We start from the raw sequence: 18,540 nt of genomic DNA, 5'->3' as shown, positions 1-18,540 counted from the left end.
AACAGAGATGTTCGTTATTTTCAAGGATAATAATTAACCTATGTTAATTTGTCTGTATTGTAGGCTTTCTGCTATATGTGGAATTTCTATGGATGTGGATCCTTCTAAATCTGCGATAGTGCGAGAAACTTTTATAACTTTAAAATAGCTGCGAGTGCTTAAATCTAGTTTTCTGGCTGCGTTCGTCAAGAAGATTTTTGCAGATTCTGAGATTGATGTAATTTTATCAACGTTAATACTTGGAATATCATTGTTGTATTTGTAACTACACTTATATCTGTCTCTCTGAATAGAGTAGGCTTTATGTATCTCAGATAAAAATGTCTCTTGTTGTGATTTTGTCGACACTTTATTATTCAATAATTTTTCATGGGGGACTCGTGAAACCGATACAGTTAGGTCTATTCGATCGAGTAGCGGCCCCGATAATCTTTTTTGGTAATTTAGAATCTGATTTTGTGAGCATACGCAAGTTTTTTCTGGGTCTCCAAGAAATCCACAAGGACAAGGATTCATTGTGGCTACTAATAAGAAATTGGCAGGGAAGTTGAATTTACCATTTGCACGACTGACGGTAATTTCGTGATCTTCTAGGGGTTGACGAAGTGATTCAAGCACAGTGCGTGGATATTCGAGTAACTCATCAAGAAATAGGACGCCTCTATGGGCTAAACTAATTTCTCCTGGCTGTACTTTTGATCCTCCGCCAATAATAGAGGCTCTACTTGCGGTGTGGTGCGGCGACCTGAATGGTCTATCTACTATGGGATTGTTTATTATAGTGTGTTCTCCAAGACTGTGAAGTTTTGTCACTTCTACTATCTCATCCTCTGATAGGGCTGGTAATAGATTCTTCAAAGATTTTGCTAACATAGTTTTTCCTGACCCTGGAGGGCCGGATAATAAAATATTATGTCTTCCGGCAACGGCTATTTGAATAGCTCTTTTTGCTTGCTCTTGTCCATAGATGTCATCGATGATTGGAGTGTTTTTATGATTGAGAGATATATTTTTTATTGATAATCTGTCTATTGGCTTAATAATCTTTTCTTTTTTGAGGTGTAAGAAGAGCGATTTTAGATTTTCTACCGGAAATACATCAACTCCAGTCACTAGCGCTGCCTGTTCGGCGTTTTGGGCTGGCACGTATACTGATTTAATTTTTTGGTTTTTAGCCACTTCGGCTGTAATAATTGCTGATCGTATTGGACGTAGGCTACCGTCTAGCGCTAGTTCTCCTGCAAAAATCGCATTACCTACGTCGCTTTGGTTGAGTACGCCGTTGATGCATAAGATAGATAAGGCGATAGGAAGATCGAAGTGAGATCCGTCTTTTGGTAACTCTGCCGGTGCTAGGTTGATGATTATTTTTCCTTTCGGAAAATCCAGGGAAGAGTTTTTTATTGCACTACGTACTCGATCTCTGGACTCATCGATGGCCTTATTGCCCATTCCGACAATTTGTAGACTAGGAAGTCCTTTTGACATATCTCCCTCAACTTCGATGATTTGTCCGCTAAATCCGTAGGGTGTAGCTGAAATAACTCTACTAATCATGAATCTATTAAAACATAAGCATGTAGATTTTTGAATGAGATCAGGGTATAATATGAATCGATATGTGGGGCTGATATAGCTTTCGACAATTGGACCTTATCACGACATTCTGCGAGCCGACGATACGCGTAAGTATATTTAGATGCAAACTTTGTTGCAAAAGCAAAGTCATTCGTAGCGAGCGCTTTCGCTCCTAAGATGGCCTTTGCGCCAATCGCTGCCTAATTTTTAGCGATCATCCTTGTATTGTGGCAACAGTCAATATCTAAGGGTGTTATATCTATGTTGCTTGCTATATATTTGGAAGTAGCGGATATATAGGACTTTTACTACGTAACGGAACTCGGTTTTCTTGGTTTATTTTAAATCCGAGTAGCGTTATTAAATAAATTTAGATAAGCCTATGCTCGTAGACGAATGTTGTGATACCAGTTGGACCCGGGGGCGGTACCCGGCAGCTCCACCAGATAGATTAGATTAAAAGTCAGCCTTATCGCTGACTTTATTTATGTCAAAGAGTAGAGTTTATTTTTAATATAGAAAAAAACAACCACCTGCGAGTAGTGGTTGTTTTCAAAAAAGTGGAGTTTTACAATTTCTTTTTATTTTTGGCCTCTGTATAACTTTTTTATTCAGAAGCTACCCCTATAATAAGCTATATAAATGCTTATGTCAACAATATTTTTGTAAAAAGTTGAGTAAAAAATACCACACATTTTATAATCTTCTTTCTAATTTTCTAAGGGCTTTTACTATGAAGTTATATGCCAGAGACTGGTGCTTGTTTGATTGCCTTTTATGTGTGCGACAAATTAAATTGTCGCACATTTTCTAGGACTCTTTTATTGAAGTATAAAAGGCAGCTTTATGTACTATGAATAAACTTTATATTTTCGTTTTGTAATTTTTAATAAAAACTGTTGTATAGCATTTTTGATGTATAAGATTTAATATGCATACTGATGTTTGGATGTTCTTGTAATAATATAAAAAATAATTTTGTTAAGTTTGCTATAACGCGACAATAAAAGTGAACAGAGTTTTATAAAGCGGGGAGTAAAGACTATTATTTTATCGCGGATTTGAATGTTAGACGTTGGTCTGATATTGACTGCACGAACCTATTTTTGTGGCAATGTTTGGATGACAGGTAACCATAGGTTCGTCGTGCAATTGGGCGGTCGCTAAATCGACGACATCTTCATTGAATGGTGTATGATCTGTGTTATATAATGCTCAAAAACGGCAAGATTGTTGTAAAATGCACAGATGGCTATAAAGTGATAAGAGAATAATTAACAGATGATAATTTTAACAACATTAAAAAATAGGTGAAAATTACAATATTTTTGGCCGAGTAATGGTTGACATCTAAATAGGGCTATGCTAATATAAGGTTAAGCTTTTAGAAAAACAAAAAAGCAAAAATACATTAACAATAAAATTTATATAAAGCCGCGTTTTTTACGTATAAATTGACGGACAGTTGGCTGCATGATTTTTATAATGACGCAGCCAATGCTCCGCCTTTACTTTGCAAATTGTAAAAGCGTTGAGCGCGCGGTTAGTACCGCATACATCCAGTTAATCCTCGTTAAAGGACTAGCGGTGAGAGTCCTGGATGTATGCAGAGGAACACTGCAAGGAATGCTCCTTAATTAAGGAGCGGTCAAATCGCCTCGAGCGGTAATAGGCAAGTAGCACCCGCGCCTAATAGTTATTTTTTATCGGCGGATGGTTTGTGTCTATACGCTATAGTATTATCGCTCAGGCTTCTTGTGTATAGTATGATGTGAGTATGGGGATGAAGATAATTAGTTTTATAGCGTTGGTTGCGTTGATTTTGATTGCGATTATTTTGAATGCAACAAACCCGAGTTCTGCTGGTCCGTTTGGGATTTTAGCGTTTTTTGTATGTTTGTATGTACTATTTATCTGTCTAACTTATGTAGTATTTTTAACATCGGAGCGAATAGCTGCGAAATTTTTTAACTTCAAGAATAGTCGCAATGAATCTAAGTATAAGACGTATTATTACTCTACTGTAATCTCTCTTGCTCCAGTTATTTATGTGGGTATGCAATCGATGGGCGATGTTGGGATCTTTGAGATATTATTACTTGGTGTGTTTGAGCTGCTGGCGTGTTTTTTTATACATAAAAGATACTAATCCCGTCCTGAATGTAGTCGTGTATTTTAAGTAGTTACGTGGTACAATATATTTATGAATCCCGAACTGCCACAAGTTAATAGGACCCCTGAGGTGCAGCCACAAAATATAGGTGGCGGTGAGTATAATGTAGAAAATACATCATTAAATCCTGAAGTCGGAAGAGAATCCGAGCAGTCACTTGGTGCTAGGGTTGAACAATATAACAATATCCCCGTGGCTTTGCCTGTTGATAATACTACAACAGTTCCTTTATCTCAATCTCAAAACGACGCTCAAAGTGCGAATCAGCCGGGGGTAGTAGCTGATGATGATACTCCTCTGGTGGCAGCGGATGAAGACTTGATAGAAAGAGAGTGGGTGGATAAAGTTAAAAAGATTATAGCTTTAACAAAAGATAATCCTTATGAGAGGAATAGAGTTATTGCACAGCTCCAGGCTGATTATTTAAAAAAACGATATAATAAGACTTTAGGTCAAAATGACGACGGTAGTAAGTAGGGTTTTATATGGGTGCGGGTCCTTTGATAGTTAGTTTTATCGCGATTGTTATTATAACCGCTGGTTCTGCGGTAGCTTTTGTGTTGTATCGTAACATGCTTAGGGAAGCCAAAAATTATGAACGAGGCTTGAAGATGGTGCCATTGCTTATACATTTGCCTCCGACAAGTGAAGATGTCAATAGTTCAAATCGAGATGAACGAGATTTAACCGAAGAGGTGCTGTCACAAGCCCAGGTGATGTACAATATTATCTCAAGTACGGCAACTAAAGGATTCAAAAGTAAAGTCTACGGTCAACGTCATATATCGTTTGAGATTGTTGCGCACGGTGGATTAGTCCACTATTATGCCGTTGTTCCGCTAGTGCTAGTTGATGTTATTCGTCAAGCTGTAGCGGCGGCATATCCTTCTGCTCGGCTAGAAGAGGTGTCTGATACTAATATATTCAGCAAGGTTGGCAAGATGAGCGGGACCATCGGCGGCGAATTCACCCTGAAAAAATCCTTTGTTTATCCAATATCTACTTATCAGGAGTCGAAAAGAGATGCTTCCAGGGCATTATTAAATGCTTTGTCTTCGGCGTCCAAGGAAGATGGAATAGGTGTGCAATTTTTACTACGTCCGGCGTATGACGGTTGGTCTAAGGCTTCAGAGTCTCATATTGATGGGATGAAGAAAAATAAGGGCAAAAAGAAGGGCTTTGGTGATGTTGCTCCTATGGATATTATGGAGGCTCTGTGGAAACCGCCAGAGAATAATGAAAAAGACGGTGGTTCTAGTTCTGAGGACAAGCAGCTAACATCTTTAGAGCAGGCGGAAGTGGATGCTATCAGCGAAAAGGCTCGCTATCCTGCGTATGAAGTTTTGGTGCGTGTTGTAATTTCGTCAAACACTGCGGCGCGCTCTCAAGTGTTGTTAAAAAATATAATAGCAGCCTTCTCGCTGTTTGACTCACCGCGCAATAATGGGTTTAAGTTCTCTTTAACTAGGAATGTTGAGGAAATGACAACAGCCTATATTATGAGGTTCTTTCCCCAAGAAACTCGTAGTAATATTCTCAACAGTGTAGAAATGGCAACGTTATTTCATTTGCCTGGAGCTAATGCAATTCCGACTTCACAGGTTAAAAGACAAATGTCCAAACAAGTTGATGGACCAACAGACGTTTTGGATGAGGGTTTGCTGATTGGCTATAACGAATTTCGAGGAGTCAAAAAACCTATTCGAATCGGAACAAAAGACCGTCGCCGCCACGTATATATTATTGGTCAAACAGGCGTTGGTAAATCTGTCTTGCAGGAAAATATGGCTTATCAGGATATGATGGATGGTCGGGGATTCGCCTTTATTGATCCGCACGGTGATTTGGTCGAATCTTTACTGGGTAAGGTTCCAAAAGAGCGTGTCGAGGATATTATCTACTTTAATCCTGCTGATATGACTAATCCAATTGGTCTGAATATGTTTGAGTTCGACACTCCAGACCAAAAAGACTTTTTGGTTCAAGAGGCGATTAATATGCTGTATGGTCTTTACGATCCGGGTCATACGGGAATTGTTGGTCCTCGCCTGGAGCATATTTTTAGGAACTGCGCCTTGCTACTGATGTCGGATCCTGCTGGTGGAACGTTTATTGACGTGCCGAAGTGTCTTATTGATCCTGAATTTGTGAAAAGCAAGCTTAAGTATGTGAAAGATCAGCAAGTTATTGATTTCTGGACAAAGGAATTTCCTGCGTCACAAAGGTCAAATGAGGCAGGTGAGGTTATTTCATGGGTCGTATCAAAGTTTGGTCCATTTATTTCCAACGATGCAATGCGCAATATCATTGGTCAGACCAAATCTGGATTTAATTTGCGTGAAATTATGGATAATAATAAGATTTTGCTGGTTAACTTGTCGAAAGGTAAGATGGGTGAACTTAACTCTAAGCTTTTGGGTATTATCTTTGTGATGAAGTTCCAGGCGGCAGCGATGTCTCGAGCGGACATTCCAGAGGATCAGCGAGTTGATTTCTCGTTGTATGTTGACGAGTTCCAGAATTTCGCCACTGACAGCTTTGAATCTATTTTGTCTGAGGCTCGTAAGTATAAATTGAGTCTTATTATGGGTAACCAGTTTATGACTCAGTTAACAGATAAGATACGAGAAGCTATTATTGGTAACGTCGGTACAGTTATTTCTGGGCGTATCGGTGTAACGGATGCCGAATTGATGGTTAAGAAGTTCCAGCCGACCTTCGATGTCGACGACTTGGCTAAATTGCCAAACTTCCAATCTATAACCTCTGTGATGATTAATAATGTGCCGTCTGCGCCGTTTAGTATGAATTGGATTCCTCCGATGGGGCAAGTTAATAATCAGCTGAGAGATGCGTTGGTAAGGCTATCTGCTGCTAAATACGGTAGACCACGAGCTGTTGTTGAGAAGGAGATATTTGACAGAATTAGGGGTAGTGTACAGCCAAAGACGGGTCCTTCTCAATTGGTGCCTTCTGCTAATCAAAAGGCACCTGGTGGGTCATCGTTCTTGGATGAATGGCTAGCGAAGAGGCAACAACTAGGAGGAAAGCCTGCTTCTAGCTCAACAGCTGTAAGACCAGCAAATTCGCAAGCTCCACAGGCTTCCTCACAAATACAGAATCCGCAAGGCCGCCCAGGGGCGGTTAATAATGCGCCTTCTAATATAAATAGCGTAAATGCTACGACTTCCAACCTTGGCAACAAACAACAAAGTCAATCCTCTGCGATAGATAGTGCTGTCGCCAATAAGCCAAATATGTCTATGACTACAGACAACAATCCTATCTCCTCTGTAAATGTAAAACCGAGCCAACCTGTGGTTAAGAATCGGCTCGATTTACGTAATGGTGATGATGACGATGGTGAAGTGATGATTAGCTTGAGATAAGATTCAACATCTATCTAGCTATTTTTCCTGTTGTTGATAAACCCTACTCGAGCGTATTCGATAACAGCGCCGATAGACCAGCCAGCTACAAACAAGATAATAGTTTCTGATCCTGATAATAGATATCCGTATCGTTTGGCGATAAAATACACAACGACAGAAGCTATTGCGCCTAAGGCGCCAGAGATGATTAAGTTAGGGCGGGCAACGGTATTGCCAATTGCGTCACTAGTCTTTTCGACGACTGGATTATGAATGACCTTGCTGAAAGCCCTGGATGGAGCTGATAGTTGGTCTTGTACATTTTCCAAAGTTTTCTTATACGAAGCTTCAATATCTTTTTTTGTAAGAGGCTTATCTTCTTTTATCTCTTTAGATTCTTTTTGTTCTTGTCGCTTTTCTTGACGGGCGGCAATTTCTATAGCCTCATGTTTAACGCTATTTTCATTTTCGGCATTTGATTTTTCTTTTTCAACCGCCTTTTCTAGAGATCTTTCGATTTCAGCAGCTTTTTCTTTGCTTAAATCTGCTAATTCTCTGGTGTCGACAGCATTCTCTACGGTAGATTTTAATTTTTCACTCATCTTCCCCCTCCTATAAAGTTCCTGCGGACATGTCTCGTCGAACGATTCTGACCTCTTTATTTAATTGACGTGATCGAGCGTAGAAGTATACGACCACGGCTGCAATAATTCCTGCGAACATCATATTCTCGCTGGCGCCAGTTTTTGGCAGTTGTGAAGTGGTTTGTTCAATAACTTTCGGTGCAGGGCAGTCGATCTTCGTACTTACCGTGTTGCCAAATGTGTTATCGATTCTACAATCATAAGACATTGGATTACTTTTACCGCTAGCCATCGCAGGGATACTATTCTTTATTTGGATGGTAAAGCTGCGCTTCTGGGTTTCTCCTGGTTTAATCTTAACTGCGCTCCAGACAAGCATCTTTGCGTTTCCACTACCTGTACTAGCACTCTTGTCGTCTGTCAATTTTCCACCTCCAGCATCGAATATGTCTGCGTATTCCAATAAATCGCTGACTTGGTCTTTGAATGTAAATTCTTCCTCTTTAAGACCTTTGTTTTTTACTGAAAGAGTGTAGGTAATTCGATCTCCAGATTTCGCAACTGCAGTTGTTGCATCAGCATTATTTTGGGTGAGATTAACTGCGGTTTTTGTCTGCACGAACGAGGCAGAACATCGACTATCGTTAATCCATATAGTAGAGTCGCCTGGACATGGTTGGCACTGAGGGTCGTCCTTTAACAATTTAGGGTTTTGAGGACACCTTGCTGGCTCTGGTATAGTAAATGTCTTTACGCAGGCGTCTGAGGTCTTGTCGCCTAGCGAGCTTTTTACCGTTAGAACAACTTTGTATGATCCTGGTGTTTTCTCTGTATAAGATACAATCTTATCGTTGCTTTCTATAGTTTTAACTAGGGTGTTTCCTCGATAAATACTGTATACATATTTTTGAATTGTAGCACCGTTGGCTGCACTTGCGTTGGCTGTAAGTTGGTAAGTGTCTCCATTATTCTTTATGTCTAGAGCGTTACATGTAGCTACTGGCTGTGGTGGAGTGGAGCAGTTTGGGTATGTGCCAACTTGACCAGTCGGACAATGGTGGTTTGGTGGTGCGAATTTTAAGATTAAGTTGCCACAGTTAAGCATAATTGCAAACCAGCCGGTCCCGGCTGAATATCCAACGAATGCTCTGTATGAGAAACTGCCCCAGAGGTTGTGAGGTCGATAGTAGAATGTGCGAGCCCCTCCTTGAGATGTGCGCACTATATATGAACCTTCACCTCTTGATGGTCCAAAATGAGGCGTAAGTCCCCAAGAATAAGTTCCCATGTTACTATTTAATGTCTGAAGATTTCCTGTTGCAGCTACTAGATCTGAGCGGCTAATACCAAGATGATCGTAGAGGTCGTGAATATTATTTGTGTTCGCGTCATAATGAGCCATCAATTGCTGACCACTAGAAATTCCGCCGTAAATTAGGTCGCTGGAATCTGCTGCATTGGCTGATTCTGGCGGCGAAAAAACAGTGAAAGATTGCACAATAAGCGCTAGGGCAGTTAAGATAAGTCCGATCTTTCGAGTAGCCTCTTCTTTACGTAAACGTTTCGCATAAAAGCCCAAACTGTGGATCATTGAAGGGCTGTATGGTAGACGCGAGATAATTTTTTTGAACATTTTGACCTCTTTTATTTTTGTTGTTATATAACTTTAATCTAACTTTAGCATAAGCAGGCTGAAAAAGTAAATAGTTTGAGAATATATCTATTTTGATGTATAATAAAGTTGTTGAAAAGAGCTGATAATTCAGATAATAGTGAGGGAGATATGGCTAAACAAACAAATGAACAATCTTATGATGGCTCACAAATCCAGGTCCTAGAGGGTCTTGAGCCGGTTCGTAAGCGTCCAGGAATGTACATCGGTAGTACGGGGTATGAGGGCGTACATCACTTGATTAAGGAGATCGCTGATAACTCAATTGACGAGGCAATTGCTGGTTATGCCACGAAGGTCGAAGTAACTTTGTTGAAGGATGGTGGTGTTCGAGTATCTGATGACGGTCGTGGTATTCCTGTTGATAAACACCCAAAGACAGGTAAGAGTACGTTAGAGACGGTATTAACAATCTTACATGCCGGTGGTAAGTTTGGCGGCGGCGGCTATAAGGTTTCGTCTGGACTTCACGGTGTTGGTTCTAGTGTTGTGAATGCATTGTCTACGCGGATGATTGCTGAAGTTAGAAAGAACGGTAAAATCTATCGCCAAGAATACGCAACAGGCGTGCCTCAGACAGAATTAGAAGTAGTCGGAAAGTCTAATGATTCTGGAACGACAATTACATTTTATCCAGACCCAACCATCTTTAAGGAGACGGTTAGTTTTGACTATAAATGGGTTGTTAATTATCTTCGTCATCAGGCGTATCTTACAAAAGGCATTCACACGTCGGTTATTGATGAGCGAACTGGCGAACGAAAAGCTTTCTACTTTGAGGGCGGTATTCAGAGCTATGTAAAAAACCTGAATATTGGCAAGGATGTTTTATCGGACGATATATTTTACGTCGAGAAGCAGGTTGAAGATTGTATGGTGGAAATTGCGGTTCAGTATAACGACACTTACGCTGAAGTGGTAAAGCCATTTGCCAATAACGTCTTAACTCCTGATGGCGGTACTCATTTGGTTGGTTTTCGAACAGCCCTCACGCGTGTAATTAATGATTATGCTCGTAAGAATAGTCTGCTGAAAGAAAAAGAGGATAATCTGACTGGTGATGACATCCGCGAAGGTTTGACGGCAGTTATTTTGGTGAAGTTGCCAGATCCTCAGTTTGAAGGTCAGACCAAAAATAAACTTGGTAATCCAGAGATGCGCCGCTATGTTGATCAGGTGATGAGCGAATATTTTGCGTATTACTTGGAGGAAAATCCAGCTACAGCTAAGAAGGTTGTCGGTAAGGCTACATTGGCGGCACGAGCTCGTAAGGCGGCAAGGGCCGCGCGCGACAACGTTATCCGCAAGGGAGCATTTGAAGGCTTAAACTTGCCATCTAAATTGACGGATTGCTCATCTCGCAACCGAAAGGATTGTGAATTATTTATTGTCGAGGGTAATTCGGCTGCGGGTTCTGCTAAGGATGGTCGAGATTCAACTATTCAGGCTGTTCTTCCTCTTCGCGGTAAGGTGTTGAATACGGAGCGTGCAAGATTTGATAAGATGTTTGCTAATGCTGAAATTGTTTCGTTGATTAAGGCTATGGGTGTTGGAATCGGCGACCAATTTGACATTAGCGGTATTCGTTACGACAAGATTATATTTATGACAGATGCCGATGTTGACGGTGCGCACATTTCTACGCTTTTGATGACATTCTTCTTCCGATACATGTCTGAAGTGATTGAAGCGGGTCACGTATATTTGGCGAAACCACCTCTGTTTGGACTAAGTAGAGGAACCGGCAGTAATCGTAAGATAGATTACGTTTATGATGAAGTAGCCCTCGAGCAAAAATTGAACGAAAAAATCAATGAGCGCAAGGCTGCTGGTGTAAAGATTGATGAAAATGCTGAGAAATTTAAGCAGGCAGGCTATACAGCACAGCAACGATTTAAGGGTCTTGGTGAGATGGATGCCGCTCAATTATGGGAAACGACTATGAATCCAGAAAATCGAACATTAGTGAAAGTTAATATTGAGGACGCAGAACGGGCAGATGCGATATTTACGAAGCTTATGGGTGATAGTGTAGAATTGAGGAAAAATTTTATTCAAACAAATGCCGCTAAGGTTAATGTGGAAGATTTGGACTTTTAAGGAGGAGATATGGCGGACAATGACAATAAAAATATAGTAGAACCAGAAATTCTGAACGAAGAGCCAGAAGTTCGCGGTATTGAAAAGTCGACAGTTGAGCGTGTTATGGAAGACTCCTTCCTTAAATACTCCATGTCGGTTATTATTGACCGTGCTTTGCCGGATGTTCGTGACGGATTGAAGCCTGTTAATCGTCGTATTTTGTATGCGATGAATAAGAATGGTTGGCGTGCTCCTCATGCTACAGTGAAGTCGGCAAAAATCGTCGGCGAAGTTATGGGTAACTACCACCCGCACGGCGACTCATCAATTTATGACGCTATGGTGAACTTGGCTCAACCTTGGAAGATGCGTTATACGCTGGTTGAAGGCCAGGGTAACTTCGGCTCTATGGATGGAGATGAGCCAGCGGCTTCTCGTTATACTGAGGCGCGAATGGATAAAATTGGCGGCGAGTTGCTGTCTGACATCGACAAAGAAACCGTTGATTTTCGTGATAACTTCGACGGAACAGAGAAAGAGCCAGTAGTTTTGCCGTCGGCCGTTCCAAATATTCTGTTGAACGGTCAGATGGGTATTGCTGTTGGTATGGCAACGAATATTCCGCCGCACAACCTTGGCGAGGTGGTTGACGCTACAGTTGCTCAAATAGATAATCCTGAAATTACGTTAGATGAACTGTTGACACACATTAAGGGCCCTGATTTTCCAACAGGTGCGGAAGTTTATGGTGGTGCGCCAATGCGTCAAGCATATGAAACTGGGCGTGGCTCGGTTACGATTCGTGCGGTTGCGTCGATTGAAGAGCGCAAAAATGGCCGTTACAGTATTATAATCACCGAAGTTCCATATGGTATGAGCAAGGAAGGCTTTGTTGATAAGGTTCGAGAACTTGTCCTTGCTAAAAAAATAACGCACATTGCTGATGCGCGAGATGAAAGTGCTCGCGGTAAGGTTCGAGTTGTCGTTGAATTGAAGAAAGATGCTTATCCAAAGAAGATTCTTAACCAATTGTATAAATTGACTGGACTACAGACGTCATTCCATTATAATGTCCTGGCTTTGGTCAATGGTATTCAGCCTAAAGTTATGGGTTTGAAAGAGATTTTGGCGGAGTTTATTAAGCATCGTCAAGGTGTTATTCGACGCAGGACTGAGTTTGAACTTCGAAAAGCTAAGGAACGAGCTCATATATTGGAAGGTCTGAAAATTGCGCTTGATCATATCGACGAGGTAATTAAGACGATCCGTGAAAGTTATGACGACGCCGACAAGCGTTTGATGGAGCGATTTGGTCTGTCGGAAATTCAAGCGGCCGCAATTTTGGCGATGCAACTACGACGATTGCAAGGGCTGGAGCGCGACAAGATTGAAGAAGAATTGAAGCAACTTCATGAACTGATTAAGAAGCTGGAAGCTATTTTGGCTGACGAGAACGAGATTTTGCGTGTTGTTAAGGAAGAATTGCTTGCTATGAAAGAAAAGTATGGCGATGAGCGACGCAGCAAGATTATTAATCACGAATTAGGAAAGTTCTCTGACGAGGAATTGATTCCAGAGGAAGAGTCGGTAATTCTACTTACAAGCGAAAATTACATCAAGCGAACCTTAGTAAGTGATTATCGTAGGCAAAATCGTGGCGGTAAAGGCAAGCGTGGTATGACGACTAAGGAAGAAGATGTCATTGATCAGGTTGTTCAGGCGAGCTCGCACGATTATCTGTTATTCTTCACCAACATGGGTAGGATTTTCCGACTGAAGGCTTACGAAGTACCAGCCGCCAGCCTAAGTGCGAAAGGTGTTGCCGCGGTTAACTTATTGCAACTTCAGCCAGAAGAGAAGATAACGGCAATTATCAAGCACGAAAAGAACGCCAACGAAGACGGATATCTGTTCATGGCGACAAAGAAGGGCACAGTTAAGAAGACTCCTGTGAAAGATTATGCCAATGTTCGTACGAATGGATTGATTGCTATTAAATTGGATGAGGGCGATGAACTGCGCTGGATAAAGAGAACGACTGGCGAGAATGATGTGATTATATCTACGTCTGCAGGACAAGCTATTCGCTTTAACGAGAAAGATACGCGCCCAATGGGTAGATCAGCTCGTGGTGTCCGTGGTGTAAGATTACGTCCAAATGACTCTGTTGTTGGTATGGATATCGTTACGGGTGACGACCAAACCTTGCTGGTGGTTAGCGAAAAAGGCTTCGGTAAACGTACAAAGGTGTCGAATTTCCCAAGTCATAAACGTGGCGGAGTCGGCATAAAAGCCGCAGTTGTAACTGCAAAAACTGGTCCGATTATCTCTGTGCAGACTATTGATCCAGAAATAACAGAGGCGTTATTAGTTTCTCAGAATGGTCAAACTATCCGCCTGGGCTTGAGTGATATTAAGCTACTCGGAAGGACAACTCAGGGTGTGACGATTATGCGTCTATCTGACGGCGACGCTGTTTCGTCGATCGGTTTGATGGCGGACCGTCCGCAGGATGAGGGTAATTAATAGTGAAAGTCTTGATAGTTCCAGTAATCGCATGGGCGATATCTCAAGGGTTGAAGCAAGTGTTTCATCTCATGGGGTGTAATCGTCGAGTGTTTAGTGGTGACACAAATCCAAAAATACTTCTATCCGGAGGTATGCCAAGCGCTCATAGTGCGATTGTCGTGTCGTTGGCAGTATTTCTGGGGATGCAAGACGGCTGGGATAGCTCCATATTTGGACTAGCTACTTGGCTGGCTATTATAGTGATGTATGATGCTATGATGGTTCGCTATTCGTCTGGAATGCAAGGTGAAACGCTTAATAAGTTAATTTCAGAGCAGGGTAGCAAGTTGAAAAAACTTCGCGTTGCTCATGGTCACACCCCTGTAGAAGTGGCGGCTGGGGCGGCTATTGGTATGGTTGTAGCTTCCGTTGTATTTTTCGCAACAAAATAATTGTGAAAATCTATTGACCTAGGCAATTATATACTGTAAGATTAGTAACAAGTCTGGTTGCTGGAGTGCGAGTTAAGCAACGATTTACAATCTGTAAAGCGAGGTAAATCATACTTCAGTCTGACTTAAGATGAACTTTAACAATTTGATTGTGCAATATCATCGTCAGTTTATATTTTTGTAGAGCCTTAATACTTTGATACAAAGTAGATTTTAACGGAGAGTTTGATCCTGGCTCAGGATGAATGCTGGCGGCGTGCCTAACACATGCAAGTCGAGCGGCAGCGAGTTTTACACTGAATTCTGGAAGCTTCTGGGTAATATAGAAGATTTATTCAAGAATTTTGTGTAAAATGTCGGCGAGCGGCGGACGGCTGAGTAACGCGTAGGAATTTGCCCCAAAGTGAGGAATAACTGCCCGAAAGGGTAGCTAATGCCGCATATGGTCTTCGGATTAAAGCCTTCGGGCGCTTTGGGAGAAGCCTGCGTTGGATTAGGTAGTTGGTAGGGTAATGGCCTACCAAGCCGACGATCCATAGCTGGTCTGAGAGGATGATCAGCCAGACTGGAACTGAGACACGGTCCAGACTCCTACGGGAGGCAGCAGTGAGGAATCTTCCACAATGGGCGAAAGCCTGATGGAGCAACGCCGCGTGAAGGATGAAGGCCTTCGGGTTGTAAACTTCTTTTATGAGTGAAGAATATGACGGTAACTCATGAATAAGCACCGGCTAACTACGTGCCAGCAGCCGCGGTCATACGTAGGGTGCAAGCATTATCCGGAGTGACTGGGCGTAAAGAGTTGCGTAGGCGGTTTAATAAGTGAATAGTGAAACCTGGTGGCTCAACCATACAGACTATTATTCAAACTGTTAAACTCGAGAATGGTAGAGGTAACTGGAATTTCTAGTGTAGGAGTGAAATCCGTAGATATTAGAAGGAACACCGATGGCGTAGGCAGGTTACTGGGCCATTTCTGACGCTAAGGCACGAAAGCGTGGGGAGCGAACCGGATTAGATACCCGGGTAGTCCACGCCGTAAACGATGGATACTAGCTGTTGGAGGTATCGACCCCTTCAGTAGCGAAGCTAACGCGTTAAGTATCCCGCCTGTGGAGTACGGCCGCAAGGCTAAAACATAAAGGAATTGACGGGGACCCGCACAAGCGGTGGATTATGTTCTTTAATTCGATGATAACCGAAGAACCTTACCAGGGCTTGACATCCAGGGAAGGTCTGCGAAAGTAGACTGTGCCTTTTGGAACCCTGTGACAGGTGATGCATGGCCGTCGTCAGCTCGTGTCGTGAGATGTTAGGTTAAGTCCTTCAACGAGCGCAACCCTTGTGAATAGTTGTATTTTTCTATTCAGACTGCCCCGGTAACGGGGAGGAAGGAGGGGATGATGTCAGGTCAGTATTTCCCTTACGTCCTGGGCTAGAAACGTAATACAATGGCTAGTACAATGCGCAGCGAAGCCGCGAGGTGAAGCAAATCGCATCAAAGCTAGTCCCAGTTCGGATTGTAGGCTGAAACTCGCCTGCATGAAGTCGGAATCGCTAGTAATCGCAAATCAGCAAGTTGCGGTGAATACGTTCCCGGGTCTTGTACACACCGCCCGTCAAACCATGAAAGTGACCAACACCCGAAGTCCGATTCGTCGGCCTAAGGTGGGGGGCATGATTGGGGTTAAGTCGTAACAAGGTATCCGTACCGGAAGGTGCGGATGGATTACCTCCTTTCTAGGGAGTAACGATGCCAATCTGTCGAGCAATCACAGATTGAGCTAGGTCGGTCTCGTAAATGTGTCGAGCTTACATATTTACAATAGTCCTCTCGAGGACGAGACAAAAGTTCAACCTTTCTCTACGATAAGCTGATTGATGAATTGCACAATCAAGTTGTTAAACGAAAAAGTCCCTCTATGAGGGGCTTTTTATATGGTAGATTTAATTAAATCTGATATTTTGGTAGAATTGCGATTATAAAAAATAGCCAACAATGTTTGGCTATTTATGTTTTTTTGCGGGCGCCTATTATAGTCCGCCGCCAAAAAGGGAGTTTAGAAGCCAGTTTAATGGGATAGTGTGTAGGCTGAGCATAATAGCGAATCCTACTCCGCATGTAACAAGTCCCCAAAATTTGAAACGGTCATAGCTACTTACGCCGCTTCCCAGATTGTCGGCTAATTTTTGATGGAAAATAACGACGATTCCACCAGCAATTAAGACCAAAATCCCAAAAAATAATGCACTAAAACTAAATTGATATAACATATTATTAATTATACACTTGTCAGAATTAAAAAGATACTGTACAATTAAAAGGTCTCGGCAATTTATGGGGACATAGCTCAGTTGGCTAGAGCACCTGCTTTGCAAGCAGGGGGTCCAGGGTTCGAGTCCCTGTGTCTCCACCATATGGGGTGAAGTGGGCTTACGTCCACGACACTCCACCAAGACTAATGAGGGCGATTAGCTCAGCTGGTTAGAGCGCGTCACTGATAATGACGAGGTCGGAGGTTCAAGTCCCTCATCGCCCACCATATTTTTAATATGGGCGCTTAGCTCAGTTGGCTAGAGCATCTCGTTTACACCGAGAGGGTCGGGGGTTCGAGTCCCTCAGCGCCCACCAATCATAGATGGTCAGGAATATTGCCGAACAGGCGATTTTTTATTTGCAAGTAACCTTGCTTAATAAAGCATAGATAGCTATACTCTTAGAATATGTATAAGCGTATTATCAAGCCAATATTATTCCTACTAACACCAGACTTTACTCATAAGTTAACTATTTTTTGCGGTCGTTTGGCGCAAGCATTCCCTCCTGCTAGGTGGGCTATTCGTAAATTATGGAACTTTCAGGATGAGTCGCTGCGGCAGGAAATTGATGGAGTTGTATTTAATAATCCAATAGGCTTGTCAGCGGGATTTGATAAAAACGTACAACTGTCACCTTTAATGGAGGATGTTGGATTTGGCTTTGCTTCTGGCGGATCTGTAACTATGGAGCCGAGAAGGGGTAATCTGCGACCATGGTTTCATCGATTGCCGAACACCAAATCTGTAGTTGTGTACGCTGGTATGCCAAATTATGGACTAGAGAAGATTAGCGACTATATTGAATTAAATAGACCTAAAGTTAAATCAATGCCAACGGTTGTGTCTGTGGCTGTTATTGCTGATAAATCCACGAAAGACGAATTTGGGCCAGTCGTTCCGGAAGAATATATAATTCGGGACGTAAAAAAAGCGGTTAGTTATATCGTAGAAAACAGCTTGGCTAGTGTTATAGAGATTAATATTTCTTGTCCGAATGCCGGCAAGGAGCCATTTATCTATGCTGATACGCTGGAGACTTTATTGAGCGAATTAGATTCTGTAGAGAGAAATGTTCCTTTCTGGGTTAAAATGCCACATTTGTATGATCTGAAGCAATTCGACTCGCTATTAAAGGTTATTGTTGAGCATAATATTCAGGGTGTAACGGTCGCTAATTTAATAAAGGATCGTGAGAGGGTAGATCTTAAAGATCCTTTGACTGATGACATTAGGGGTGGATTAAGCGGCGAACCTACTCGCGCACATAGCTTAGAATTGATTAAGCATACATATAAAAATTATGGAGATAAACTAACTATTATTGGTGTTGGCGGAGTTTTTTCGGCCGAAGATGCATACGCTAAGATTAAAGCGGGCGCTAGTCTAGTTGGGCTTATCACTGGGCTGTTTTTCGAAGGTCCGCAGCTAATTGGGCGAATGAATCGCGAGTTGCTTCAGCTGTTAAAAAATGATGGTTTTTCTAGTATTTCTGAGGCGATTGGCGCTGATTTTAATAAAAAGCAAAAAAAGTCGAAAAAACTTTGAAAAAACCCTTGCAAAAGAATCTCAGCTGCTGTATAGTTAATTACTAGTTAAGCGAATGTTCAAACGAACCTCTGGCAATACACTGCAAAACGTGCGAGGGCAGTGAGAAAACATCTGAGTGTAGATAGATTTGTCAATTTATTGACTTGTCGATTGTGCACTCAAATGTGTGAGGCACTGATCATTAACAATTTGAGAGTAAAAGAAATTGAGTTTTTAATTGACGGTATTAGTAATTGCAAAGTAGCAACTACTA

Annotated in this window: 11 protein-coding genes, 3 tRNA genes, 1 rRNA gene and 1 other RNA gene; 12 read left to right on the top strand and 4 right to left on the bottom strand. The window is 41.9% G+C overall.

Annotation, left to right across the window (positions count from 1 at the left end):
• Positions 1-33: 33 nt before the first annotated feature.
• Positions 34-1,557 carry a YifB family Mg chelatase-like AAA ATPase gene (locus LRM49_RS03205; protein WP_243777766.1) on the bottom strand — a complete coding sequence of 508 codons (1,524 nt, stop codon included), beginning with the start codon at positions 1,555-1,557 and terminating at the stop codon, positions 34-36.
• A 66-nt stretch (positions 1,558-1,623) separates the two neighbouring features.
• Here LRM49_RS03205 and ssrA point away from each other — a divergent pair.
• The 4 genes from ssrA to LRM49_RS03185 all read left to right on the top strand — a co-directional run bounded on the left by ssrA (position 1,624) and on the right by LRM49_RS03185 (position 7,140).
• Positions 1,624-2,023: a transfer-messenger RNA gene (gene ssrA, locus LRM49_RS03200) on the top strand.
• 1,332 nt (positions 2,024-3,355) lie between these two features.
• Complete coding sequence (locus LRM49_RS03195; RefSeq protein ID WP_243777765.1) at positions 3,356-3,727, top strand: hypothetical protein; 372 nt, start codon at positions 3,356-3,358, stop codon at positions 3,725-3,727.
• Between the two features lie 54 nt (positions 3,728-3,781).
• Positions 3,782-4,228, top strand: coding sequence for a hypothetical protein (locus tag LRM49_RS03190; protein WP_243777764.1), 447 nt, complete (start codon positions 3,782-3,784; stop codon positions 4,226-4,228).
• An 8-nt stretch (positions 4,229-4,236) separates the two neighbouring features.
• On the top strand, positions 4,237-7,140 hold the full coding sequence (locus LRM49_RS03185) for a type IV secretory system conjugative DNA transfer family protein (protein WP_243777763.1): 2,904 nt from the start codon (positions 4,237-4,239) through the stop codon (positions 7,138-7,140).
• A 14-nt stretch (positions 7,141-7,154) separates the two neighbouring features.
• On the opposite strand, the gene LRM49_RS03180 is transcribed toward LRM49_RS03185, so the two are convergent.
• Both LRM49_RS03180 and LRM49_RS03175 read right to left on the bottom strand, forming a co-directional pair.
• Entirely contained in the window at positions 7,155-7,724 is a 570-nt protein-coding gene (locus tag LRM49_RS03180; protein WP_243777762.1) for a hypothetical protein, read from the bottom strand.
• 10 nt (positions 7,725-7,734) lie between these two features.
• Positions 7,735-9,339, bottom strand: a complete 1,605-nt coding sequence (locus LRM49_RS03175; RefSeq protein ID WP_243777761.1) for a hypothetical protein — start codon at positions 9,337-9,339, stop codon at positions 7,735-7,737.
• A gap of 150 nt (positions 9,340-9,489) precedes the next feature.
• Between LRM49_RS03175 and LRM49_RS03170 the strand changes: the two genes are divergently transcribed.
• From LRM49_RS03170 to LRM49_RS03155, 4 genes are all read left to right on the top strand, one after another.
• Positions 9,490-11,478 carry a DNA gyrase/topoisomerase IV subunit B gene (locus tag LRM49_RS03170; protein ID WP_243777760.1) on the top strand — a complete coding sequence of 663 codons (1,989 nt, stop codon included), beginning with the start codon at positions 9,490-9,492 and terminating at the stop codon, positions 11,476-11,478.
• A gap of 9 nt (positions 11,479-11,487) precedes the next feature.
• The gene (gene gyrA, locus LRM49_RS03165; protein WP_178143171.1) at positions 11,488-13,986 is read left to right on the top strand and encodes a DNA gyrase subunit A; all 2,499 of its coding nucleotides are present in this window, start codon (positions 11,488-11,490) and stop codon (positions 13,984-13,986) included.
• A gap of 2 nt (positions 13,987-13,988) precedes the next feature.
• Positions 13,989-14,420 (top strand): divergent PAP2 family protein, encoded by a 432-nt coding sequence (locus LRM49_RS03160; RefSeq protein ID WP_243777759.1) that lies wholly within the window; start codon positions 13,989-13,991, stop codon positions 14,418-14,420.
• Between the two features lie 213 nt (positions 14,421-14,633).
• Positions 14,634-16,160, top strand: a 16S ribosomal RNA gene (locus LRM49_RS03155).
• Between the two features lie 294 nt (positions 16,161-16,454).
• Here the strand turns inward: LRM49_RS03155 and LRM49_RS03150 are convergent.
• Positions 16,455-16,694: a hypothetical protein gene (locus LRM49_RS03150; RefSeq protein ID WP_146555276.1), complete on the bottom strand. Its 240-nt coding sequence runs from the start codon at positions 16,692-16,694 to the stop codon at positions 16,455-16,457.
• Between the two features lie 66 nt (positions 16,695-16,760).
• On the opposite strand from LRM49_RS03150, the gene LRM49_RS03145 reads away from it, so the two are divergent.
• The 4 genes from LRM49_RS03145 to pyrD all read left to right on the top strand — a co-directional run bounded on the left by LRM49_RS03145 (position 16,761) and on the right by pyrD (position 18,284).
• Positions 16,761-16,837 (top strand) — tRNA-Ala (locus LRM49_RS03145).
• A gap of 49 nt (positions 16,838-16,886) precedes the next feature.
• Positions 16,887-16,963, top strand: a tRNA-Ile gene (locus LRM49_RS03140).
• A 12-nt stretch (positions 16,964-16,975) separates the two neighbouring features.
• Positions 16,976-17,052 (top strand) — tRNA-Val (locus LRM49_RS03135).
• Positions 17,053-17,144: 92 nt separating this feature from the next.
• Complete coding sequence (gene pyrD / locus LRM49_RS03130; RefSeq protein ID WP_243777758.1) at positions 17,145-18,284, top strand: dihydroorotate dehydrogenase (quinone); 1,140 nt, start codon at positions 17,145-17,147, stop codon at positions 18,282-18,284.
• Positions 18,285-18,540 lie beyond the last annotated feature (256 nt).

It is taken from the genome of Candidatus Nanosynbacter sp. HMT-352, assembly GCF_022819365.1.
In the GTDB taxonomy this organism is placed as follows: domain Bacteria; phylum Patescibacteriota; class Saccharimonadia; order Saccharimonadales; family Saccharimonadaceae; genus Nanosynbacter.
Note: the sequence above shows the minus strand (reverse complement) of the source record. Positions and strands in the feature narration are given on the sequence as shown.